This window comes from Pseudomonas sp. D3-27, from assembly GCF_051132165.1.
GTDB lineage: Bacteria > Pseudomonadota > Gammaproteobacteria > Pseudomonadales > Pseudomonadaceae > Aquipseudomonas.
Genome location: NZ_CP071667.1, coordinates 636,088 through 659,225 on the forward strand (window position 1 = coordinate 636,088; position 23,138 = coordinate 659,225).

The following is a 23,138-nucleotide window of genomic DNA, read 5'->3' on the forward strand; positions in this document are numbered from 1 at the left end:
CGCTTGCGGCTTGTTGCTGGCTATTGTGATTTACGGACCCGCAGGTACCACTCGGACAGCAGCCGTACCTGTTTGTCGGTATAGCCACGTTCGACCATGCGTGTAACGAAGTCGTTGTGTTTTTGCTGGTCCTCTTTGCTGGCCTTGGCATTGAAGCTGATGACGGGCAACAGGTCTTCGGTGTTGGAGAACATTTTCTTCTCGATGACCACCCGAAGCTTCTCGTAGCTGAGCCAGGTAGGGTTCTTGCCGTTGTTGTTGGCCCGGGCGCGTAGGACAAAATTGACGATTTCGTTGCGGAAGTCCTTCGGATTGCTGATGCCCGCGGGTTTCTCGATCTTTTCCAACTCTTCGTTGAGCGCTACGCGATTGAGAATCTCGCCCGTTTCCGGATCGCGATATTCCTGGTCCTGGATCCAGAAATCCGCATACAGCACGTAACGGTCGAAAATGTTCTGGCCGTACTCGCTGTAAGACTCCAGGTAGGCCGTCTGGATCTCCTTGCCGATGAACTCGATGTACCGTGGCGCCAGGTACTCCTTGAGGAAACGCAAGTAGCGCTCCCGGGTCTCCGCCTGGAACTGCTCCTGCTCGATCTGTTGCTCGAGAACGTACAGCAGATGGACAGGGTTGGCGGCGATTTCGTGGGGGTCGAAGTTGAACACCTTGGACAGGATCTTGAACGCAAAACGGGTGGACAGTCCGTTCATCCCTTCGTCCACGCCCGCGTTGTCCCGGTATTCCTGGATCGACTTGGCCTTCGGATCGGTGTCCTTGAGGTTTTCGCCGTCGTACACCCGCATCTTCGAATAGATGTTGGAGTTCTCCGGCTCCTTCAGGCGCGACAACACAGTGAACTGTGCGAGCATCTTCAGCGTGTCGGGCGCGCAATGGGCCTTGGACAGCGAGCTGTTGAACAGCAGCTTGTCGTAGATCTTCACCTCATCGGAGACGCGCAGGCAGTAAGGCACCTTGACGATGTAGATCCGGTCGATGAAGGCTTCGTTGTTTTTGTTGTTGCGGAAGGTATGCCATTCCGATTCGTTGGAGTGAGCGAGCAGAATGCCGCTGAATGGTATTGCCCCCAGTCCCTCGGTGCTGTTGTAGTTACCCTCCTGGGTGGCGGTCAGCAATGGGTGAAGCACCTTGATCGGCGCCTTGAACATCTCGACGAACTCCATCAGGCCCTGGTTGGCCCGGCACAGCGCGCCCGAATAGCTATAGGCATCGGCGTCGTTCTGTGGGAATTCTTCTAGCTTGCGGATATCGACCTTGCCCACGAGGGCCGAGATGTCCTGGTTGTTTTCGTCACCTGGTTCGGTCTTGGCCACCGCGATCTGGTTGAGGATCGAAGGATAGAGCTTGACCACGCGGAACTGGCTGATGTCGCCGCCGAACTCCGCCAGGCGCTTGGTGGCCCATGGCGACATGATGGTGTTGAGGTAGCGACGGGGAATGCCGAAGTCCTCTTCGAGGATCGCGCCGTCCTCGGTGGCGTTGAAAAGCCCCAGGGGCGATTCGAAGACAGGAGAGCCCTTGATGGCGTAGAAGGGCACTTTTTCGATCAGTTGCTTGAGTTTCTCGGCCAGGGACGATTTACCGCCACCGACGGGGCCGAGCAGATAGAGAATCTGCTTCTTCTCCTCCAGGCCTTGGGCGGCATGGCGGAAATAGGACACGATCTGTTCGATGCATTCCTCCATCCCGTGGAAGTCTGCAAAGGCCGGGTAGCGCCGGATCACTTTGTTGGAAAAAATCCGCGAGAGCCTCGAGTTGGTCGAGGTGTCCAGCAGTTCCGGTTCTCCGATTGCCAGCAACAGACGCTCCGCAGCCGATGCGTAGGCACTGCGGTCTTGCTTGCAGAGTTCGAGGTATTCCTGCAGCGAGTACTCCTCCTGCCGCGTGGACTCGAAACGTTGCTGGAAGTGGCTAAAAATACTCATGACGTCACCTCGCTCGATACGTGGAGCCGGTGTCGGATCAATCAGTCGATGCTGGACAGCCGCTGGGACCCCAGTTGCCGTTTTACCCCCCAGAATGCTTTCAAGAATGCGGCTCCTGAAAGCTGACTCCCGATGATCCGCGCGCCGGTGTACCGGCTCTCCCCTGTTTTGGATGGCCTGAGGCTAAGGATAGTTCGGAATCCGAGAGGTAAAGGTTGAATACGTAATTAGTTGTGGCAGACCGTTCGTCCGCCATGGCCCAAGCCCGCGGTTCTCGTGGGCTTGGGTGTCATAAAAAATTATTCGTGGGTGCCTTGCTCTGTTTCATCAGGATAAACCGTGCGCCACAGCTCAAAGCCGCCGTCCATGCTGTACACGTCACTGAAACCCTGGCTGACCAGGTAAGCCGCTGCGCTTTGGCTGGAGTTGCCGTGATAGCAGACTACGATGGTAGGCGCATCGAGATCAGCGCCCTGGATGAAAGCGTGAAGGGAATGGTTATCCAGATGCTTGGAGCCACTGATATGTGAAGTTGCGTAAGTGGCCGGGTCGCGCACATCGACGAGCACCGCGCCTTGTTCACGCAGGGCCTGGGCCTGCTCGGGGGAGATGCGTTTGAATTCGGTCATGAGGTACTCCTGTGGCCTTGGGCGCAACGCCGGTCAAGCGTCGGTGCCGGCCGGCAATGATGCAATGGTCGATGTATTGAGTCTGGCGTGGCCCTTCTCGTCGCAATCGCAGCGCAGCAACTCGCCGGTGTCGACGTTCATCAGTGTCATCGCGCTGCCCCAGACGCAGCCGGTATCGAGGGCAATAACCCCGGCTTCGTCAGTTTGGCCTTCGAGTGCCGCCCAGTGCCCGAAAATGATCTTCAGGTCGCGGGTTTTGCGCTCCTTGTGCTTGAACCACGGCGCGTAGCCGGGCGGGGCGGTCTCGATGCCTTCCTTGCCCTTGAGATCGAGCTTGCCGTCGCGGGTGCAGAAGCGCATGCGCGTGAAATAATTGGTGATGACGCGAAGACGGGCCGTGCCGGTGAGGTCGTTGTCCCATTTGACGGGTTCGTTGCCGTACATGCCGTCCAGGTAGGGGCCGAACAGGTTGTCGTCGCGCAACGCCTGTTCCACTTCGCCAGCGCACTTGAGCGCTCTGCGCAGCGACCATTGGGGTGGGATGCCGGCATGGACCAGCGCGAGGTTGCGCGCCTCGTCGTAATGCATGAGTTTTTGCTGGCGCAACCATTCAAGCAGCTCGACGCAATCGGGGGCGTCGAGAATCTCGCTCAAGGTGTCGGATTTTTTCAGGCGCTCGATGTTTTGCCAGGCGGCTAACAGGTGCAGATCGTGATTGCCGAGCACGCATACCAAAGAGTCGCGGATACCATAGAGGAAACGAAGGGTTTCCAGCGACTGCGGGCCACGGTTGACCAGGTCGCCGACTAGCCACAGCGTGTCTTTGCGTGGGTCGAACGCTACCTGCTCCAGCAGGCATTTGAGCGGGTCCAGGCAGCCCTGCAGGTCACCAACCGCATACGTGGCCATCAGTGCAGCGCTCCGGGCACCGCCAGTCGAAAGGGCTTGATGATCGCATCGAAGCGCTTACCGTCTTCGGCGAGCATTTGATAGGTGCCCTCCATGGTGCCGACCTTGGTGGTCATCACTGTTCCGCTGCTATAGCTGTGGCTCTTGCCGGCATCGATCAACGGTTGCTGGCCAACCACGCCTTCACCGCGCACTTCTTCTACATGGCCGTCGCCGTTGGTGATGATCCAATGCCGTGACAGCAGCCTGGCGGGCAGCGAGCCATTGTTGCGCACTGTGATGGTGTAGGCGAAGGCGAAGCGGTCGTGCTCGGGTTGTGACTGTTCAGCGAGGAAGCGGGTGGCGACGCTGACGTCGACCTGGTAACGAGGATCGGACATGCAAAAAGGCCTTGAAAGCGGGACGCGGGAAGAACTGAGGGAGTCAGTCTAGGCCAAGTGTCGGGTAGTAAACCAGACCGGCGTACTTCCCGATAACGGCCTCGCATGTCAAATGGCGTTGTCTTTTGGCGCGACCTGTTCACTGAGCTTGTCGGCCAGGCGCACGAAGGCCGCCAGGTCCAGTTGCTCGGGGCGCAAGCTGCCGTCAACACCCGCGGCTTCGATTTCAGCGCTGCTGAGCAGCAGTTTCAACGTGTTGCGCAGGGTTTTGCGACGCTGGTTGAAAGCTTCGCGCACTACGCGTTCCAGCAGGCGGTGATCCTTGGCCGGGTGCGGAAGGACCGCATGAGGTACGAGGCGGACGATCGCGGAATCGACTTTAGGGGGCGGGTTGAATGCTCCCGGGCCCACGTTGAACAAATGGTCGACCCGGCAATGGTACTGGACCATGATCGATAGTCGGCCCCAATCACCACCGCCAGGACCGGCGGCGAGGCGCTCGACCACTTCTTTCTGCAGCATGAAATGCATGTCGCGGATCAGTGCGGCATTGCTCAGCAGATGGAAAATCAGCGGCGTGGAAATGTTATAGGGCAGGTTGCCAACCACCCGAAGGCTGCCCGGCGCGGCGTCCAGGCTGTTGAAGTCAAACTTCAGTGCGTCGCCCTGGTGCAGGTTGAAATTGCTCTTGCCGGCAAATTGCTGGTTGAGAATCGGCACCAGATCCTTGTCCAGTTCCACCACGTCCAGTTGCGCGCCGCTACCGAGCAGGCCTTGGGTCAGTGCACCCTGGCCTGGACCGATCTCCAGCAGGCGATCATCGGGCTTGGCATTGATGGAACGCAGGATGCGGTCGATCACGCCAGCGTCATGCAAAAAATTCTGGCCGAAGCGCTTGCGCGCGCGGTGTTGGTATTGCTCGGTCATAAGTGGGTCTCGGCCATCTGGTAAGCGGTTTCCAAGGCGACTTGCAGGCTGCCGGTGTCGATCCTGCCGCTGCCGGCCAGGTCCAGGGCGGTGCCGTGGTCCACGGAGGTGCGGATGATCGGCAAGCCCAGCGTCACATTGACCGCCGCGCCGAAGCCTTTGTACTTCAGCACGGGCAAGCCCTGGTCGTGGTACATCGCCAGCACCGCATCGCAGTGCTCCAGATATTTGGGGGTAAACAGAGTGTCGGCAGGCAGCGGGCCACGCAGGTCCATGCCCTCGCTACGCAGGCGTTCCAATGTAGGTTCGATGATGTCGATTTCTTCACGGCCCAGGTGTCCGCCTTCGCCGGCATGGGGATTGAGCCCACACACCAGGATTCGTGGCCGGACGATGCCGAATTTTTCCTGAAGGTCGGCGTGCAGTATGCGCGTGACCCGTTCCAGGCGTTGCGGTGTGATCGCGTCGGCGATATCTCGCAAGGGCAGATGAGTGGTGACCAAGGCTACGCGAAGGCCGCGCGTGGCGAGCATCATCACGACTTGCGAGGTTCGGGTCAGGTCTGCCAGGAATTCCGTGTGTCCGGAAAACTGAATACCGGATTCATTGATGACACCCTTGTGTACCGGGGCGGTGATCATCCCGGCGAAAGCCCCATCCAGGCAGCCTTGGCCGGCGCGGGTCAGGGTTTCCAGAACAAACGCCGCGTTTGCCGTATCCAATTGACCGGTGACGACCGGTGCGCCTAGGGGCGTATCCCAGACATACAGGCTGCCCGCAGGTGCCGGGGCATCGGGCCAGGCGTCTGGCGTAACCAAGCGCAGATCGACGGCCAGCCCCAGTTGCGCGGCCCGCTCGAGGAGCAGGTCGCGGCTGGTGATGGCAATCAGGGGGTGAGGCTGGGCTTGCGAGGCGAGCAGCAGGCACAGGTCGGGACCAATGCCGGCAGGCTCGCCGGGGGTCAGCGCGAAACGCTTGGGTTTCACTGCGCGGCCTGGTCTGCACCAGGGAGTTTGATCTCGACGTAGGCTTCGTCGCGAATCTGGCGAAGCCAGGTTTGCAACTCTTCGTCGTATTTGCGGTTACGCAATACCGTCATCGCCTGTTGCTCGCGCGCCTGGGTGGTACTGTCCGTGGCGCGACGGCCAAGGACTTCCAGGACGTGCCAGCCGTAAGGGCTCTTGAACGGCTTGGACAGTTGGCCCTGGGGTGTTTCGGCCATGACCTGGCGGAACTCGGGGACCAGCGCATTCGGGTCGACCCAGTTCAGGTCGCCACCGTTAAGGGCGGAACCCGGGTCTTCCGAGAAGCTTTTGGCCAGCTCGGCGAAGTCTTCGCCGGCGGTGATCCGCTCGTAGAGCTTCTCGGCCAGGCGCTTGGTCTCGGCTTCGCTACGGATCTCGCTCGGCTTGATCAGGATATGGCGGACATGTACTTCGTCGCGCACCTGTGTGCCGCCGCCGCGTTTTTCCAGCAGTTTGAGGATGATGAAACCACCTGGAGTGCGGGCCGGCTGGGTGATGTCGCCCACGGCCATGGCGCTGAGCTCGCGATCAAACGGAGGCGGCAATTGAGCGGCTTTACGCCAGCCCATGTCACCACCTTCCAGGGCGTTCTCACTGCCCGAACGCGCCACGGCCATCTGGCCGAAGTCAGCACCTTGCTTGAGCTGCTGGTAAACATCCATCGCCTGGCGATAGGCACTCTGAATCGCTTCGGAGTTGGCGCTCTCGGGGGTTGGGATCAGGATGTTCGCCAAGTGCAGTTCTTCAGACAGCTGCATCTTGCCCAGGTCGGAAGCGAGGAAGTTCTTCACTTCCTGCTCGGACACCTGGATGCGCTCGGCCACGCGTCGCTGACGTACGCGGCTGATGACCATCTCACGGCGGATCTGGTCGCGGGCGTCATCAAAGGACAGGCCGTCGCGAGCCAGGGCGGCGCGGAACTGATCGATGGACATGTTGTTGCGCTGGGCAATGGTGCCGACGGCCTGGTTCAGTTCCTCATCGGTGATGCGGATACCGGAACGTTCGCCAATCTGCAGCTGCAGGTTTTCGACGATCAGGCGCTCGAGCACCTGCTGGTCCAGCACGCCCGGTGGTGGCAAGCCGCCGCCACGCTTGGCGATGGTTTGCTGCACTTCATGGACACGCTGGTCCAGTTGGCTCTGCATGACCACGTCGTTGTCGACGATGGCCACGACCTTGTCGATGGACTGTACCGCAGCGTTCGCTGCGGTACCCAGGAACAGCGCGCCCAGCATCAGCGGGCGCAGACAATCAGAAAGCTTGGTCTTCACGTTCACGATAACCTTGAATGCCTTTGTCGAGGAAACTCTCTACTTTGGCGCCGGTAAGGCCGCCGAGTCCCTTCAGAACAATTTGGAGGAAGACGCCGTGGTCGCCTTTTTCGTTTTGCGGGGCGGCTTGACTGAATTCTTCATAGTCGACCCAGTAACGGTTGATCAGGCGCAGTTTCCAGCAGCAGCTGTCATATTCGAAACCACCGAAGGCTTCCAGGGTACGGTTGCGGTTGTAGTCATACTGCCAGCGGCTGATGGCGTTCCACTGCGGCACGATCGGCCAGATGATCGAGAAATCGTGCTGCTTGATCTTGTAGTAGTCCTTCACGTAGTTCGGATCGCCCGGACGGCCATAGTCGCCACCGCCCACTTGCCATTGGCCGGTGGATTCGTCATAGCGGACCTGGTCGTTGCGATAGCGATAACCGGCGTTGATGACCTTGTTCGGGTTGTCTTCAGGCTGGTAGTGAAACATCGCGCTGCCCGAACGGGGGCTGCGGGTGTCCGGGTCCCAGTTGTAGGTCGCCGTGGTGCGCCAATCGCGGTTCCAGCGATATTCGTATTCCAAGGCATACGGGGAAACGTCGGACTTGGCGTCTTCACGTGTCTTGAAGTCGATGCCTGGCAGTTGGACTTCACGATCCTTGAAGTACAGAGCCTGGCCGACGCTGACGCGCTGACGCTCGAACCCGTTTTCTTCGATCCAGCGACTGGTCACGCCAAGGGACAATTTGTTTTCGTCGCCAACACGGTCGGAGCCGGTGAAACGGTTATCCCGGAACAGCGAGGAGTAGCTGAAGGTCGATTCGCTGGTGTCGAACACGGGGATATCGCTCTGGTCCTTCTCCGGTACATAGAGATAGAACAGGCGAGGCTCCAGGGTCTGGCGATAGTTGGTGCCGAACCATTGGGTGTCACGGTCGAAATACAGGCCACTGTCGATGCTGGCGATTGGAACACCACGGCTCTGGCTGCTGCTGTAGGTGCCGCGCAGGCGATCGGCCTCGGCGTTCTGCGCAGCGACCTGAGATCTGCCCCTGCTATCCAGGTCCAGGTCATATTGAGTGTACTGGTACTTGAGCGACGGCTTGATGTAGCCATAGCTTGCGGTCATCGGCAGGCTCATGACGGGTGCCAGGTTCAGACGGTCGCCGTTAGCCCTGGCCAAGCCGCGGATGTTGTTATCCAGGAACGGCTCGGTATTGCCGTCTTCATCGGTGTAGTCACCGGTGCGCAAATCACGATCAAACCGCACCAGTTCGGTCTTGTACGCGAAATCCAGTCCATACGGATGTTCGGGCAGCGAGCCATTGAAGGTGATCTGAGGCAGGCGATTGTACGGCGTGATTTTTGAAATCGTCGCCATCTGGTAAGCCTGGGCATTGAGCCGAGCGGTGTAGTTGTCGCCGCGATAGCTGACAGCGCCTTGCTGGTTCACGTAGTCCCGCGACTCGACGCCGATCTGATCGGTCTGCAGATCCTGGAAATAATACGGATCGCTGATCTTGGTGTAGTCGACTTCTGTCAGCACGCGCGAGTCGAGGCCGCCCTTGTGCTGCCAGTTATACATGTAGCGGGTCTTGTCGTAGTCGCTCTGCCCGCTGCGCTCATCGTCTTCGTCGTTGAGGTACGCGGCGCCGAACTGGCCTTCGCTGGACTTGGTCAGGTAACGGAACTCGCCTTCCATCAACAGGCCGCGCTTGCTCATGTAGCGTGGGTACAACGTGGCGTCGTAGTTCGGCGCCAGGTTGAAGTAGTACGGGGTGACCAGCAGGAAGCCGGTATCACTGCCGCTGCCGATGGTCGGCGGCAGGAAGCCGGACTGACGACGGTCGTCGATCGGGAAATAGATATAAGGCGTGTACAGGACCGGGAAGTCCTTGACCCGCAGCGTGACGTTGGTCGCGGTGCCGAAGCCCGTGGCCGGGTTCAAGGTGATGTTGTTGCCCTTGAGTGTCCACGCGTTGCTGCCCGGTTCGCACGTGGTGTACGTACCGTCCTTGAGGCGGATGATCGCGTTTTCGGCGCGGCGGGCGTACAGCGCGTTACCGCGGATGCGCGACTTGTGCATCACGTATTCGGCGTTGTCGACCTTGGCTTCACCGGTGTCCAGCTGCACATCGGCGTGGTCGCCGACAATCAGCGCGCCGTTGTCGCGGACCCGCACGTTGCCGTTCAGCTCGCCACGGTTCTCGGCCTGGTACAGGCTGGCCTCGTCGGCTTCGACCTGCATGCTGCCCTGGCGCATGACCACGTCGCCGGCCAGGGTCGCCACCTGTTGCTCCTGCTCGTAGCGCGAAGCCTTGGCGCCCAGGAAGGTCGGCGCGTCGCTCTTGGCGGTCTTGTCGTTCATGCCCGGACGCGTCGGCTCGATGTACGCGCCAGCGCAGTAAGGACCGGTTTCAGCCAGTTGAGCGGGCGTGAGGTTCTCGCGCGGAACCCAGTCCAAGTGACTGTAGTCTTCACTGCGCGTCTTCAAGCCGCGGCCCTTGGCTTCGGTGACGAGCATCGGCTTGTCGCCGGCCACCTCGCCCGAATCGCTGTCGGCCGGTGCGCTGCCGCTGCCGGCAACCGCGCTGCCTTCATGCACGGGACGTGGCGGCAATGCAGCGGCCGGCGTCTTGGGTGAACAGTCCCAGGCACCCGAAGCGGAGACGGAACAGTCATACTGTTGCGCCGCAACGACGAATGAAGAGGCCAGGGGTTGCAGGGCCAGCAGACTGCCGGTAACCAGCAACGGAAATTTTTTACGAAACGCGGGGGATTTCAATGCCATCTTATTAGTCCGGGCTTCCTGCGTGCCATCTGCCCGCGGTGTGGGCCGCACGCCTCTCGATGGTCTGAAAAAGATGCTGGATAATAAAGCATGACCCGCTTGACGGCTAGCGCCGTCGGAGACCCTTGCAATGCCTGACCAAGATGTACGCTTGCAACACCTGAAAGTTTGGCTCGATGAGCAGTTACCGATCCTTTTCAATCAACAGGGGTGGGGTGCCGTACCCCCGGCCACGTTGACCGCGGCCAGCAGCGACGCGAGTTTCCGGCGATATTTCCGCTGGGAAGGCGCGGGCCGCAGCCTGATCGTGATGGATGCACCGCCGCCCCAGGAAAACTGCAAACCCTTCGTGGATATCGCGTTTTTGCTGGCGAAATCCGGCATCAATGTGCCAAAAATTTATGCCGAAGACCTCGATCGCGGTTTTCTTTTGCTCAATGATCTGGGTAACCAGACCTACCTGGATGTAATCAACGGCGAAAATGCCGACGATTTATTCCGCGATGCCTTGCAGGCATTGTTGGCTTTTCAGCAATTGCCGATGGTGGCTCCGCTGCCCAGTTATGACGTTGCTTTGCTGCGTCGCGAGTTGGAGCTGTTTCCGGAGTGGTACGTCAAGCGCGAGTTGGGCATCGAACTCGATGCGACACAGCAGCAACTTTGGCAGCAGGCTTGCGAACTGTTGATCAACAGCGCCCTGGCCCAGCCGAAAGTGCTGGTGCACCGCGACTACATGCCGCGCAATCTCATGCTCAGCGATCCCAATCCAGGTGTGCTCGATTTCCAGGACGCGGTCTACGGGCCGGTGACCTACGATGTGACCTGCCTTTTCAAGGATGCTTTCCTCAGTTGGCCCGAGGCGCGAGTGCGCGGTTGGCTGGAGGATTATTGGCAGCAGGCTGGTGCCCTTGGCATTGCTGTGCAGCCGGACTTCGAAGATTTCCTGCGGGCCAGCGACTTGATGGGCGTGCAGCGCCATCTCAAGGTGATCGGCATCTTCGCGCGCATTTGCCACCGCGACGGCAAGCCGCGCTACCTGGGGGACGTACCGCGCTTCTTCGACTATATAGAAGCGGTCATTACCCGCCGTCCCGAGTTGGCGCCGCTGGATGAACTGCTCCGCAGCCTGCGCCAATCGGCCGAGGCAAACGCATGAAGGCGATGATCCTCGCGGCGGGCAAGGGGGAGCGCATGCGCCCGCTGACGCTTACCACGCCCAAGCCTTTGATCCGTGTCGCCGCAATTCCCTTGATCGAATATCACCTGCGGGCGCTGGTCGCCGCCGGGTTTGGCGAGATCGTCATCAATCACGCCTGGCTCGGGCAGCAGATCGAAGACCACCTGGGGGACGGCTCACGGTTCGGCGTGCGCATCGTCTATTCCCCGGAAGGCGAGCCGCTGGAAACCGGCGGGGGGATTTTCCGGGCGCTGCCGTTGCTGGGCGATGAAGCGTTTCTCGTGGTCAATGGCGACATATGGACTGATTTCGATTTCAGCACCTTGCCTCGTTCGCTCGACGCGTCGGCTCATCTGGTGCTGGTGGACAATCCTGAACATCACCCAGATGGCGATTTCGTCCTCACCGACGGAAAGGTTCATGAAGGCGCGTCCACGGCCGACAAACTGACCTACAGCGGTATCGCCGTCCTGCATCCGCGATTATTCGACGGTTGCGCGGCTGGCGCGTTCAAGCTCGCACCGTTGCTGCGCAAGGCCATGGACCATGGGCAGGTCAGCGGCGAGCGGCTGCAAGGTCATTGGGTAGATGTCGGAACCCTTGAACGTTTGGCGCAGGTTGAAAAATTGATAGAAGCGAGCCGTTGATATGTGGTGGCCAGGGACTCTGATCGGAGCGGGAGCAGGCTTTGCCATAGCCAGCATCCCGGGGGCCATGCTTGGCGCATTGCTGGGACAGGCGCTGGACAGGCGCCTGAACGTCCACAGCTGGGCGCAAGTGCGTGAACGGCTGGGCGGGCGCCCGGCGTTGCGCAACGATGAATTATTGTTCGTGTTGCTCGGACGGCTGGCGAAAAGCGATGGGCGGGTTGTGGACGGTCACATTCAGCAGGCTCGCCTGGAAATGCGCGCCCTCGACTTGAGCGAACCGGCGCAGCGTCGTGCCATTGCGGCATTCAACCGAGGCAAGTCCGAGCATGATCGCTTGCGCGGTTATCTGCGTCGCCTCGCCACTCAGCCACACGCGGCCGAAGGCGTGCTACGCGCCTGCTGGAGGATGGTCTGGGCTGACGGTCGCGCTGGCGCCAGCGAGCGCGAGTTGCTTGTCCAGTGGGGCAAATGGCTGGGCTGGACGCCGCAGCAGGTCCAGGCGTTGGCGATGGATTACGAACCGCAGAAACTGTCGCAACCCTCAAGCGGCGTGACTTATCAGGAGGCATTGCGATTGCTGGGTGTTTCGGCCACCAGCGAGCCGTCGCAAATAAAGCGGGCTTATCGCCGCTTGCTCAGCCGGCATCACCCGGACAAGATCGCCGGCAGCGGCGCCACGCCTTTACAGGTGCGTGAAGCGACCGACAGGACCCGAGAGCTGCACAATGCCTATCGTTTGATTCGCGAGCGGAGGGATTTCCGCTAATACGGGGTGCCTGTGGCGAGGGAGCTCGCTCCCGCTGGTTCGCGAAGCGGCGCCTCAACCTGGCGCCGAATTTCTTACGGAGTCTCAGTTGGCTGACGACTGCTGCGCAGCCGAGCGGGAGCAAGCTCCCTTGCCACAGATAGCTAGCGTGTCGCTTACCGCTGGGAAGGTCTCACTCCCCAGGGTTTTGCGGATTCAACCAACCCCGGACCCGACGGAACAATTGCTCTTGCTCCGCCGAACGGTTCGGCACGGCTTTGAGGGCAACCTGGCTGAAGGTTGATCCTTTCAGGCGTTTGCTCGCTTGCAAGCGCTCCAGTGCCGCGTTGCGGTCCAGTGGCTTGTCCATATAGAAGATATCGGCGGTCGCCAGCTTCAGGGTGGGTGTCAGCTCTGCCAGGCCAGGCTTGGCGGTTACCGGAGTCTGGGCCGCGACCATCACGAAGCGTTCGATCTGCGAGGGTTGCTTTTCGCTAAGGTAGCGCGCTGCCCAATAGGCGCCCGTGCCATGGCCTAGCAGCACAATGCTGCGGGCGCTCTGCTGTTCGGCGTAGGCCAGCGCCGCATCGATGCGGGCGAAAATGCGCTCGGCATCGGCGTTGGCGTGTTCTTCACCGGTTTCGGCGATGGCGGCATCCGCTGCCTCGGCTTCGCCCCCCGTCACTTGCTCGATCGGTGCGGCGGTGGTGGCGTCCGGTGCCGCGGCCGCGACGTCGGCGGGTTTGGTCTCGGGTGGCGTTTCCACGGTGCGCGGAGCGATGACGTCGCCTTGCAGGTCCGGCAGGGTGATACTCAGGCTGCTCCATTGGGCATCAGGCAGTTTCTTGCGCAGGGGGCCGACTGCTTGAGGCCAGTCAGCGGTTTCACCGGCGCCAGGGATGATGATGACGGCGCCCTTGGGCTCGCTGGTATTGGCTGGCTTCCACAGCGCGAGGAAGGCGTCGCTACCGGTTTGTAGCTGTTGCTGCTCTTGAGCGGGGACTTTTCTTACGAGCGCCGCTGCCTCTTCCTGGCTACGCTCGAGCAAGGGTTGGCGTTCGACCGGCTTTTCCCCAGCGGATGGTTCCACTGCGGCGGGTGCCGTTTCGCCAGCCTGCACAGAAAATGCACTCGGCAGGATCAGCGACAGGCACAATGCTGGCAACGCCAGGCGATAAACAGAGGGCATCGGATATTCCATGACCAGAAGTATTTCCGGCAGCCTAATGGGTTGGTCAGTATTTGTCAGTGCATGAGACTTCGATGATGCGTTATTGCTGCCTGTGGGTTATCGGCTGTTTATGGCTTCCCTTGATGGCTTGGGCTGCGCCTGCGCCGCAGGTTCATGGCGTGCAACTGAGTGCGGAACAGCGTCAATGGCTGACGCAACATCAACAGCTGCGGGTCGGCGTGGTATTGCAGGCCCCCTATGCACAATACGATCGGCGTTTACAGCGGTTGTCCGGTACCCATGTCGAGTTGATGCAATGGCTGGGTAAGACGCTGAACGTCGAGTTGACCTGGCGCAATTTCCAAGACGTCGCGCAGCTGGAAGCAGCGGTACGTGACGGCGAAATCGATGTCGCGCCCGGCCTGACCCAAACCCCGGTCGGGCTCAGGCTCTGGCAGTTTTCCGACCCTTACATGCGAGTGCCGCAATTGATCGTCGGCGCGCAGAAAAGCGCCGAGGGCGTGGAGCTGGAGAAGCTCGACGGCCAGGTCCGCGTTGCGGTGCGCATGCCCAGCGCCACGGCGGATTATCTGCGCAGCAATTACCCAGCGTTGAACCTGCAAGGGGTGCCGATGGAGCGCGAGGCGCTGCAATTGTTGCTGACCCAGCAGGCGCGGTTCGCGGTGGTCGATGAGGCGCAGCTGGGACGGTTGATGGTCGAGCCCGAGTTCTCGGAACTGGCGGTGGTGGGCGATATTGGGTCGCCACAGTTGCTACGGGTCGCCACGCGCCGGGACTGGCCCCAGTTGGCCGAAATTATCGACAAGGGGCTGCAAGCCATCCCGGCCAAGGAACTTGAGCAACTGCACAGTCGTTGGCTCAAGCCGAAATACCCGCGCCTGACCGAAACTCCGGGTTTCTGGCAGAACCTGACCTTGCTGTTGCTGGCATTGCTGCTCGCCAGCGTGGCCACCGTGTCTTGGCAACGCCGCCAGCAACGTGGACTGGAGCGCCGGTTGCGTGCCGCGCGAGAGGACATCGCCCAACGCACCGCCAGCGAAGCAGCCTTGCGGCTGACGCAGTTTTCCATCGATCAAAGTACGGTCGGCATCCTCTGGGTCAACTGGGACAGCCATGTGCGCTACGCCAACCGCGCCGCCGAAACCATGCTGGGCTACGGCCCGGGCGGGATCATCGACCGACCGCTGATCGATTTCGAGCCGGGCTTGCACATGGACCGTTGGTTGAATTTGTGGAAGCGCGCCCGAGCCAGTGAAGACGGGCCGCAGAGTTTCGAGACCGAATGTGTGCGCGCCGATGGCAGCATCCTGCCGGCCGACGTTTCCCTGAGTTTCCTGCGTTTTCGCGATGCCGAATACCTGGTCGTCTACCTTAACGACGTGACGGAGCGTCGACGCGCATTGGCGGCTTTGCGTGAAAGCGAGGCGCGCCTGCAAGGCATCGCGGCGAACGTGCCGGGGTTGGTCTTTCGACTGGAGCGGGCTCCGGTGACTGAACAAATCGACTTTGCCTACATCAGCGAAGGCAGCGAAAGCCTGGTGGGCTACTCCCCGGCGACTTTGGCCCGCAGTGATACCGGTCTGCGCAGCCTGGTCCATCCGGACGACAAGGCCGATTACCACCGCACCCAGGACCAGGCGCTGGACAGCGACAGCGACTGGTCATGGCAAGGCCGCATCCTGACGCGCGAAGGGCAGCAACGCTGGGCCGAGATCAAGGCAATCACACGTCGTCTCGAGGATGGCGCCTACGTCTGGGACGGTATCGTCTGGGACATCACTGAAAGCAAGCGCATCGAACTGGAGCTGGCCAGCTCGCGTGAACAGTTGCGTGAGTTGTCGGCGCACCTGGAAAGCGTAAGAGAGGAAGAAAAAGCACGTATTGCCCGGGAGGTCCACGACGAGCTGGGCCAGATGCTGACGGTGCTGAAGCTGGAGACTTCCATGTGCGAATTGGCCTACGCGCAGCTGGATCCTGGCCTGCAGGAGCGGCTCAACAGCATGAAGCGCTTGATCGCCCAGCTGTTTCAACTGGTGCGAGACGTGGCCACAGCGTTGCGCCCACCTATCCTGGATGCCGGTATCGCTTCGGCCATTGAATGGCAGGCACGGCGCTTCGAGGCGCGTACCCACATCCCGTGCCTGGTGCAGGTGCCTGACAACTTGCCACCGTTGAGCGACGCGAAGGCCATCGGTCTGTTCCGGATTCTCCAGGAAGCGCTGACCAATGTGATGCGCCACGCCCAGGCGCATACTGTGGAACTGACGCTGACCCAGGAAGGCGGCCATCTATGCCTGACGGTCAGCGATGACGGTGTAGGATTCATTGCCGACGCCAGTAGGCCAACGTCCTTTGGCTTGGTTGGCATGCGTGAGCGTGTGTTGATCATGGGCGGACAGTTGACTCTGGGCAGCGAGCCGGGGGAGGGGACGACCTTGTCGGTGCGCGTGCCGTTGGGTGAGGCATGACGGGAGTGGTTATCCGGGGTGACCGCATCGCGAGCAAGCTCGCTCCCACATGGATTAATGTTACGCGAGCTTGCTCGCGATGAGATTCTGAATCTGGAGAACAATGTGATCCGTGTACTGGTAGCCGAAGACCACACCATCGTCCGCGAAGGGATCAAGCAGTTGATCGGCCTGGCCAAGGATCTGGTGGTGGCGGGGGAGGCGAGCAATGGCGAACAACTGCTCGAGACTCTGCGACACGTGCCCTGCGAAGTCGTGCTGCTGGATATTTCCATGCCGGGCGTCAACGGCCTGGAGGCGATCCCACGGATCCGGTCGTTGAACAACCCGCCGGCCATCCTGGTGTTGTCCATGCATGACGAAGCGCAAATGGCGGCTCGCGCCCTTAAGGTCGGCGCCGCCGGCTATGCCACCAAGGACAGCGACCCGGCATTGCTGCTCATGGCGATTCGGAAGGTCGCTGCCGGCGGACGCTACATCGACCCGGACCTGGCCGACCGCATGGTCTTCGAAGTGGGCCTGACCGACACCCGACCGCTGCATTCACTATTGTCGGAGCGCGAGTTCTCAGTCTTCGAACGCCTCGCCCAAGGCGCCAATGTCAACGACATCGCCCAGCAACTGGCCCTGAGCAGCAAGACCATCAGTACCCACAAGGCGCGGCTGATGCAGAAACTCAACATCACCTCGCTGGCGGAACTGGTGAAATACGCGATGGAGCACAAGTTGCTCTGAATCCCACCATCGTCCCCTTGTGGGAGCGAGCTTGCTCGCGATAGCGTCGGACCATACAGCGCATAGGTAGCTGACAGACCGCCATCGCGAGCAAGCTCGCTCCCACAGGGTTTGTGTTGGCATATCCATTTGCGACACGCCCTAGCACAGCGCTTGCCCCGGTTTGCAGCTCGCTGCTTGAAACTTGCCACTGCACTTATCCAATCCCGCCACCCGTGTAGGGAAATCCCTACCCCGACTCTTCCATCCGGCTGAGGCGATTCTCTCCTGCGGCCCGATTTGCGCGGGTCCCGGGCTCCACTAGGCTTGGACTCACAAGCAGTCATCAATACAAAAGGTGCGGGTATGAGCCAGGTCGATTCAAGCGCGGGGGCCAGTGATGTGCTGGTCAGCTTTCGTGGTGTGCAAAAGAGCTACGACGGCGAGAACCTGATCGTCAAAGACCTCAACCTGGACATTCGCAAAGGCGAATTCCTGACCCTCCTCGGACCTTCCGGCTCCGGCAAGACCACCAGCCTGATGATGCTCGCCGGTTTCGAGACTCCGACCGCCGGTGAAATCCTGCTGGCTGGCCGTTCCATCAACAACGTGCCGCCTCATAAGCGCGACATCGGCATGGTGTTCCAGAACTACGCCTTGTTCCCCCACATGACCGTCGCCGAGAACCTGGCCTTCCCGTTGACCGTTCGCGGCTTGAACAAGAGCGACGTCGGTGATCGGGTCAAGCGAGTCTTGAGCATGGTCCAGCTGGAAACCTTCGCCCAGCGTTATCCGGCGCAATTGTCCGGTGGCCAGCAGCAGCGCGTGGCCCTGGCCCGGGCGCTGGTGTTCGAGCCGCAACTTGTCTTGATGGACGAACCCCTTGGTGCATTGGACAAACAGCTGCGCGAACACATGCAGATGGAAATCAAGCACCTGCACCAGCGCCTCGGCGTCACCGTGGTCTACGTGACGCACGACCAGGGCGAAGCCCTCACCATGTCCGACCGTGTGGCCGTGTTCCACCAGGGCGAGATCCAGCAGATCGCCCCGCCGCGCACACTGTACGAAGAACCGAAAAACACCTTCGTCGCCAACTTCATCGGCGAAAACAACCGCCTCAACGGCCGCCTGCACAGCCAGACCGGCGATCGCTGCCTGGTGGAGTTGGGGCGCGGTGAGAAAGTCGAGGCCCTGGCCGTCAATGTCGGCCAGCCTGGCGAGCCGGTGACGCTCTCGATCCGGCCGGAGCGGGTGAGCCTCAACGGCTTCAGCGAACAATGCGTCAACCGCTTTTCAGGGAGGGTGGCGGAATTCATCTATCTGGGCGACCACGTCCGGGTTCGCCTGGAGGTCTGCGGCAAGAACGACTTCTTCGTGAAACAGCCCATTGCCGAGCTCGATCCCGCGCTCGCCGTCGGGGACGTGGTTCCGCTTGGCTGGCAAGTCGAGCATGTGCGCGCGCTCGATCCCCTTTTAGAGGCGAACTGATCGCCCCCCTGCTGTACCAACACCAACCCTGCACGTGGAGAGAACAATAAATGTTGAGATCCTTGAAGTTCACAGCCCTGACATTGGGCATGATGGGTGCGGCAAGCGCGATGGCGGCGGGCCCGGACCTGACCGTGGTGTCTTTCGGCGGGGCGAACAAGGCGGCTCAGGTCAAAGCCTTTTACGCACCGTGGGAAGCGGCCGGCAATGGCAAGATCGTGGCGGGCGAGTACAACGGCGAAATGGCCAAGGTCAAGGCCATGGTCGATACCAAGAGCGTCTCGTGGGACCTGGTGGAAGTCGAGTCGCCGGAATTGTCCCGTGGCTGCGACGAGGACATGTTCGAGCAGCTCGATCCGGCCTTGTTCGGCAAGACCGAAGACTACGTCAAGGGCGCCATCCAGCCTTGCGGCGTGGGCTTTTTCGTCTGGTCGACCGTGCTGGCCTACAACGCCGATAAGCTGAAAACCGCGCCGACCAGCTGGGCTGATTTCTGGGACACCAAGCAGTTCCCGGGCAAGCGTGGCCTGCGCAAGGGCGCGAAGTACACCTTGGAATTTGCCTTGATGGCCGACGGCGTGGCGCCCAAAGACGTCTACAAAGTGCTGGCTGGTAAAGATGGCCAGGACCGCGCCTTCAAGAAGCTGGACGAACTCAAGCCGAACATCCAATGGTGGGAAGCTGGTGCCCAACCGCCGCAATACCTCGCTTCCGGTGACGTTGTCATGAGCTCGGCCTACAACGGCCGGATCGCCGCGGTGCAGAAAGAAAGCAACCTGAAAGTGGTGTGGAACGGCGGCATCTACGACTTCGACGCCTGGGCTATTCCTCGTGGCCTGGACAAGACGCGCGCAGAAGCGGCGAAGAAATTCATCGCCTTCTCTGTGGCGCCACAGCAGCAGAAGACCTACTCGGAAAACATCGCCTACGGCCCGGCCAACACCCAGGCTGTTCCGTTGCTGGCCAAGGATGTCCTGAAGGACATGCCGACCACTCCGGAGAACATTGCCAACCAAGTGCAGATCGACGTGAGCTTCTGGGCTGACAACGGCGAGCAACTGGAACAGCGCTTCAACTCCTGGGCGGCGAAGTAACCCACGTCTTCCTGGGAGGCGAGGCTTTTTGTGGCGAGGGAGCTTGCTCCCGCTTGAGTGCGCAGCACTCACGAGATAGGCATTGCCGACATTTTTGGGGCCGCTTCGCGGCCCAGCGGGAGCAAGCTCCCTCGCCACGATCACGCGTACGTCCAGGTTGTGGTTTCAAAAGAACAGAGGCGGCCCGCCGCCCCTGTAACGATAAAAAGATTTGCGGAGTTCGCCATGGCCATCGCCGTTCCACTGAACGCGGGCACCAGCCCCACCCTAAAGCAGCGGCTCAAGCGCGCCGAGCGGGTCAACCGCTGGAAGGCCCAGGCCTTGATCGCGCCGTTGGTGCTGTTTCTGTTGCTGGTGTTCCTGGTGCCCATCGTCGCGCTGTTGTTCAAAAGCGTCAGCAACCCGGAAGTGGTCAACGCAATGCCGCGCACCGTGGCTGCGGTCGCCACCTGGGATGGACGTGGATTGCCAGGCGAGCCTGTTTACAAGGCAGCCAGCGAGGACCTGGCCGAAGCCCGGAAAAATCAGACTTTGGGCGACCTGTCCAAACGATTGAACATGGAACTGGCCGGCTATCGCAGCCTCCTGACCAAGACTGCCAGGGCGCTGCCGTTCGCTGCCGAACCGGCTTCCTATAAAGAAGCGCTCGAAGGCCTCGACGAACGTTGGGGTGACCCGGCCTATTGGCAGGTGATCCGCCGCAACACCAGCGACGTCACGCCGTACTACCTGCTAGCGGCGGTCGACCATCGCATCGACGATCTCGGTGAACTCGCGCCGGCCACTCCCGACCAGGCGATCTACCTGGACATTTTTACCCGCACCTTCTGGATGGGCCTGGTCATTACAGCCATTTGCCTGGTGCTCGCCTATCCGTTGGCTTATCTACTGGCGAACCTACCGTCGCGCCAGAGCAATCTGTTGATGATTCTGGTGCTGCTGCCGTTCTGGACCTCGATTCTGGTGCGTGTGGCGGCGTGGATCGTGCTGCTGCAATCGGGAGGCTTGATCAACAGCGCCTTGATGGCCATGGGCATCATCGATAAACCTTTGGAACTGGTGTTCAACCGCGTCGGTGTGTACATCTCCATGGTCCACATCCTGCTGCCGTTCATGATCCTGCCGATCTACAGCGTGATGAAGGGTATCTCGCCCACCTACATGCGCGCGGCGATTTCCCTGGGTTGCCACCCGTTCGCCAGTTTCTGGCGGGTGTACTTCCCGCAGACCTACGCAGGTGTCGGTGCCGGTTGCCTGTTGGTGTTCATTCTCGCCATCGGCTACTACATCACCCCAGCGCTGCTGGGCAGCCCGAACGACCAGATGGTCAGCTACTTCGTCGCGTTCTACACCAACACCAGCATCAACTGGGGCATGGCCACGGCGCTCGGCGGCCTGCTGTTGCTGGCGACCATCGTGCTTTATCTGATTTACAGCTGGCTGGTGGGCGCCAGTCGCCTGCGCCTGAGCTAAGGGGAGATCGAAATGCTGAGTCCTTACATGTCCCCCGTCGAACGGGTGTGGTTCTACAGCTTGCGCATACTCTGCGGGCTGATCCTGTTGTTCCTGATCCTGCCGGTGCTGGTGATCATTCCATTGTCGTTCAACTCCGGCAGCTTCCTGGTTTACCCGTTGCAGGGCTTTTCGCTGCAGTGGTACCACGACTTCTTCGCTTCGGCGGAATGGATGCGGGCCTTGAAGAACAGCATCATCGTCGCCCCGGCGGCGACGCTGTTGGCGATGGTGTTTGGCACATTGGCCGCTATCGGACTGACCCGTGGCGACTTCCCGGGCAAGGCGCTGGTGATGGCCCTGGTGATTTCGCCCATGGTGGTGCCGGTGGTGATCATCGGCGTGGCCAGCTACCTGTTCTTCGCGCCGTTGGGAATGGGTAACAGCTTCTTTTCACTGATCGTCGTCCACGCTGTGCTGGGCGTACCGTTTGTCATCATCACCGTTTCGGCGACCTTGCAGGGCTTCAACCACAACCTGGTCCGGGCTGCCGCCAGCCTCGGAGCGTCGCCATTGACGGCGTTTCGCCGGGTGACCTTGCCGTTGATCGCCCCGGGCGTCATTTCCGGCGCGCTGTTCGCCTTCGCGACGTCGTTCGATGAAGTGGTGGTGACCTTGTTCCTGGCGGGGCCGGAGCAGGCGACGTTGCCTCGGCAGATGTTCAGCGGCATCCGTGAAAACCTCAGCCCCACCATCGCGGCGGCAGCAACGCTGCTGATCGCCTTCTCGGTGATCCTGTTGCTGACCCTGGAGTGGTTGCGTGGGCGCAGCGAGAAGCTGCGTACTACCCAGGTCTGAGACTTGCGGTAAAGCAGTGTGGGAGCGAGCCTGCTCGCGAATGCGGTGGCATATTCAACGTTTTATGTCGGCTGACACTCCGCTTCGCGAGCAGGCTCGCTCCCACATTGGGATTCGTTGGGGCATTCACACGCTGAATAGCAGACAACCCGCCATACCGAGCTATCCTTGTGCCAGCCCACTCTCGAGCAAGAGGCCGCGCACATGAGTCTTTCCTCGTTCAAGATCGCCCACAAACTGATCACCGGTGCCGCTGCCATCGAGCAACTGGCGGCGGAACTGACGCGGTTGGATGTCGACAACCCGCTGATCGTGACCGATGCGGCGCTGGTGAAGTCCGGCACCGTGGAGTTGGCGCTGCAGCATCTTGGCGGTCGCGACTACGAGATTTTCGACCGGGTCATGCCGGACCCGGAAATCGCCATCGTCGAAGACTGCATGCAAGCCTACCGCGACGGTGGCCATGACGGCCTGATCGGCCTGGGTGGCGGCAGTGCCATCGATATCGCCAAGTGCGTGGGCGTCTATGCCGGTTATCACGGCGAACTGCAAGACATGTTCGGCGTCGATCAGGTGCCGCGCAAAGGCCCGCCGATGATCGCCATCCCCACCACGGCCGGTACCGGGTCGGAAGTCACCAACGTGGCGATCCTCTCCGACAAGGCTGCACAGCTGAAGAAAGGCATCGTCAGCGATTACCTGTTGCCGGACGTGGCGCTGGTCAGCCCGCAAATGACCCTCACCTGCCCGCGGGGGGTGACCGCCGCCAGCGGTGTCGATGCGCTGGTGCACGCGATCGAGTCCTATCTGTCGCTCAATGCTTCACCGATCACCGATGCCCTGGCCATCGGCGCAATCAAACTGATCACCCGCGCACTGCCCAAGGCCTACGCCAACCCTTCGCACCTGCAAGCCCGCGAAGACATGGCCACCGCAAGCCTGATGGCGGGCATGGCGTTCGGCAATGCCGGGGTGGGGGCTGTGCACGCGCTGGCTTATCCGCTGGGCGGGCGGTTCCATGTATCTCATGGTGTGGCCAACGCGTTGCTGCTGCCTTATGTCATGGCGTGGAACAAAATGGCCTGTGTCGAACGCATGCGAGACATCGCCGACGCCATGGGCATCAAGACCGCCCATCTGAGCGACCTCGAAGCCGCGGACGAGGCGGTGCAAGCCATGGTTGCGTTGTGTGCCGCCGTTGAAATCCCCTCAGGGCTCAGCGGCTTGGGCGTGACCGAGGATGTGATCCCGTCCATGGCAGCGGAGGCTGCGGGGATAGAGCGGCTGATGCGCAACAACCCGCGGCAACTGAGCGCCGCCGATATCGAGAAGATCTACCGCGCGGCGTATTGATCGTCTGCCACGGTGGGCGCGCCAAATCTTGAGGTATACAATGCGCGCCATCGTGATTTCGCTCAAAACAGGTGCGTC

19 protein-coding genes are annotated in these 23,138 nt (G+C 60.9%); 10 read left to right on the forward strand and 9 right to left on the reverse strand.

The features are described from left to right. Positions 1-20: 20 nt before the first annotated feature. From J3P92_RS02885 to J3P92_RS02920, 8 genes are all read right to left on the reverse strand, one after another. The gene (locus J3P92_RS02885; protein ID WP_420764878.1) at positions 21-1,943 is read right to left on the reverse strand and encodes a PrkA family serine protein kinase; all 1,923 of its coding nucleotides are present in this window, start codon (positions 1,941-1,943) and stop codon (positions 21-23) included. Between the two features lie 299 nt (positions 1,944-2,242). Next, complete coding sequence (gene glpE, locus J3P92_RS02890) at positions 2,243-2,572, reverse strand: thiosulfate sulfurtransferase GlpE (RefSeq protein WP_420764877.1); 330 nt, start codon at positions 2,570-2,572, stop codon at positions 2,243-2,245. Positions 2,573-2,605: 33 nt separating this feature from the next. Further along, positions 2,606-3,481, reverse strand: coding sequence for a symmetrical bis(5'-nucleosyl)-tetraphosphatase (locus J3P92_RS02895; protein WP_420764876.1), 876 nt, complete (start codon positions 3,479-3,481; stop codon positions 2,606-2,608). After that, entirely contained in the window at positions 3,481-3,861 is a 381-nt protein-coding gene (gene apaG, locus J3P92_RS02900) for a Co2+/Mg2+ efflux protein ApaG (RefSeq protein WP_420764875.1), read from the reverse strand. The genes J3P92_RS02895 and apaG overlap by 1 nt, the downstream gene beginning before the upstream one ends. 108 nt (positions 3,862-3,969) lie before the next feature. Beyond that, entirely contained in the window at positions 3,970-4,788 is an 819-nt protein-coding gene (rsmA, locus tag J3P92_RS02905) for a 16S rRNA (adenine(1518)-N(6)/adenine(1519)-N(6))-dimethyltransferase RsmA (protein ID WP_420764874.1), read from the reverse strand. Then, entirely contained in the window at positions 4,785-5,774 is a 990-nt protein-coding gene (pdxA, locus tag J3P92_RS02910) for a 4-hydroxythreonine-4-phosphate dehydrogenase PdxA (RefSeq protein WP_434609208.1), read from the reverse strand. The genes rsmA and pdxA overlap by 4 nt, the downstream gene beginning before the upstream one ends. Then, positions 5,771-7,087, reverse strand: a complete 1,317-nt coding sequence (gene surA / locus J3P92_RS02915) for a peptidylprolyl isomerase SurA (protein WP_420764872.1) — start codon at positions 7,085-7,087, stop codon at positions 5,771-5,773. The genes pdxA and surA overlap by 4 nt, the downstream gene beginning before the upstream one ends. Continuing rightward, positions 7,068-9,866, reverse strand: coding sequence for an LPS-assembly protein LptD (locus tag J3P92_RS02920; protein ID WP_434649871.1), 2,799 nt, complete (start codon positions 9,864-9,866; stop codon positions 7,068-7,070). The genes surA and J3P92_RS02920 overlap by 20 nt, the downstream gene beginning before the upstream one ends. 130 nt (positions 9,867-9,996) lie before the next feature. Between J3P92_RS02920 and J3P92_RS02925 the strand changes: the two genes are divergently transcribed. The 3 genes from J3P92_RS02925 to J3P92_RS02935 are packed head-to-tail and all read left to right on the forward strand — an operon-like array spanning position 9,997 to position 12,459. After that, positions 9,997-11,022, forward strand: coding sequence for an aminoglycoside phosphotransferase family protein (locus tag J3P92_RS02925; protein ID WP_434649873.1), 1,026 nt, complete (start codon positions 9,997-9,999; stop codon positions 11,020-11,022). Then, positions 11,019-11,690 carry an N-acetylmuramate alpha-1-phosphate uridylyltransferase MurU gene (gene murU, locus J3P92_RS02930; protein WP_434649875.1) on the forward strand — a complete coding sequence of 224 codons (672 nt, stop codon included), beginning with the start codon at positions 11,019-11,021 and terminating at the stop codon, positions 11,688-11,690. The genes J3P92_RS02925 and murU overlap by 4 nt, the downstream gene beginning before the upstream one ends. A 1-nt stretch (position 11,691) precedes the next feature. Continuing rightward, positions 11,692-12,459 carry a TerB family tellurite resistance protein gene (locus J3P92_RS02935; protein WP_420764868.1) on the forward strand — a complete coding sequence of 256 codons (768 nt, stop codon included), beginning with the start codon at positions 11,692-11,694 and terminating at the stop codon, positions 12,457-12,459. 172 nt (positions 12,460-12,631) lie between these two features. Here J3P92_RS02935 and J3P92_RS02940 read toward each other — a convergent pair whose 3' ends face one another. Beyond that, on the reverse strand, positions 12,632-13,627 hold the full coding sequence (locus J3P92_RS02940; RefSeq protein WP_434609215.1) for an alpha/beta hydrolase family protein: 996 nt from the start codon (positions 13,625-13,627) through the stop codon (positions 12,632-12,634). 74 nt (positions 13,628-13,701) lie between these two features. Between J3P92_RS02940 and J3P92_RS02945 the strand changes: the two genes are divergently transcribed. The 7 genes from J3P92_RS02945 to J3P92_RS02975 all read left to right on the forward strand — a co-directional run bounded on the left by J3P92_RS02945 (position 13,702) and on the right by J3P92_RS02975 (position 23,060). Beyond that, on the forward strand, positions 13,702-16,098 hold the full coding sequence (locus J3P92_RS02945; RefSeq protein WP_434649877.1) for a PAS domain-containing sensor histidine kinase: 2,397 nt from the start codon (positions 13,702-13,704) through the stop codon (positions 16,096-16,098). 57 nt (positions 16,099-16,155) lie between these two features. Continuing rightward, on the forward strand, positions 16,156-16,833 hold the full coding sequence (locus tag J3P92_RS02950) for a response regulator (RefSeq protein WP_434649879.1): 678 nt from the start codon (positions 16,156-16,158) through the stop codon (positions 16,831-16,833). Positions 16,834-17,178: 345 nt separating this feature from the next. After that, positions 17,179-18,303, forward strand: coding sequence for an ABC transporter ATP-binding protein (locus tag J3P92_RS02955; protein ID WP_434649880.1), 1,125 nt, complete (start codon positions 17,179-17,181; stop codon positions 18,301-18,303). Positions 18,304-18,353: 50 nt separating this feature from the next. Next, positions 18,354-19,397, forward strand: a complete 1,044-nt coding sequence (locus J3P92_RS02960) for an ABC transporter substrate-binding protein (protein WP_042730717.1) — start codon at positions 18,354-18,356, stop codon at positions 19,395-19,397. Positions 19,398-19,622: 225 nt separating this feature from the next. Next, on the forward strand, positions 19,623-20,870 hold the full coding sequence (locus J3P92_RS02965; RefSeq protein ID WP_434649881.1) for an ABC transporter permease: 1,248 nt from the start codon (positions 19,623-19,625) through the stop codon (positions 20,868-20,870). Between the two features lie 12 nt (positions 20,871-20,882). After that, a complete protein-coding gene (locus tag J3P92_RS02970; protein ID WP_420764862.1) occupies positions 20,883-21,707 on the forward strand; it encodes an ABC transporter permease in 825 nt (274 codons plus the stop codon). Positions 21,708-21,911: 204 nt separating this feature from the next. Next, entirely contained in the window at positions 21,912-23,060 is a 1,149-nt protein-coding gene (locus J3P92_RS02975) for an iron-containing alcohol dehydrogenase (RefSeq protein WP_434562012.1), read from the forward strand. Positions 23,061-23,138 lie beyond the last annotated feature (78 nt).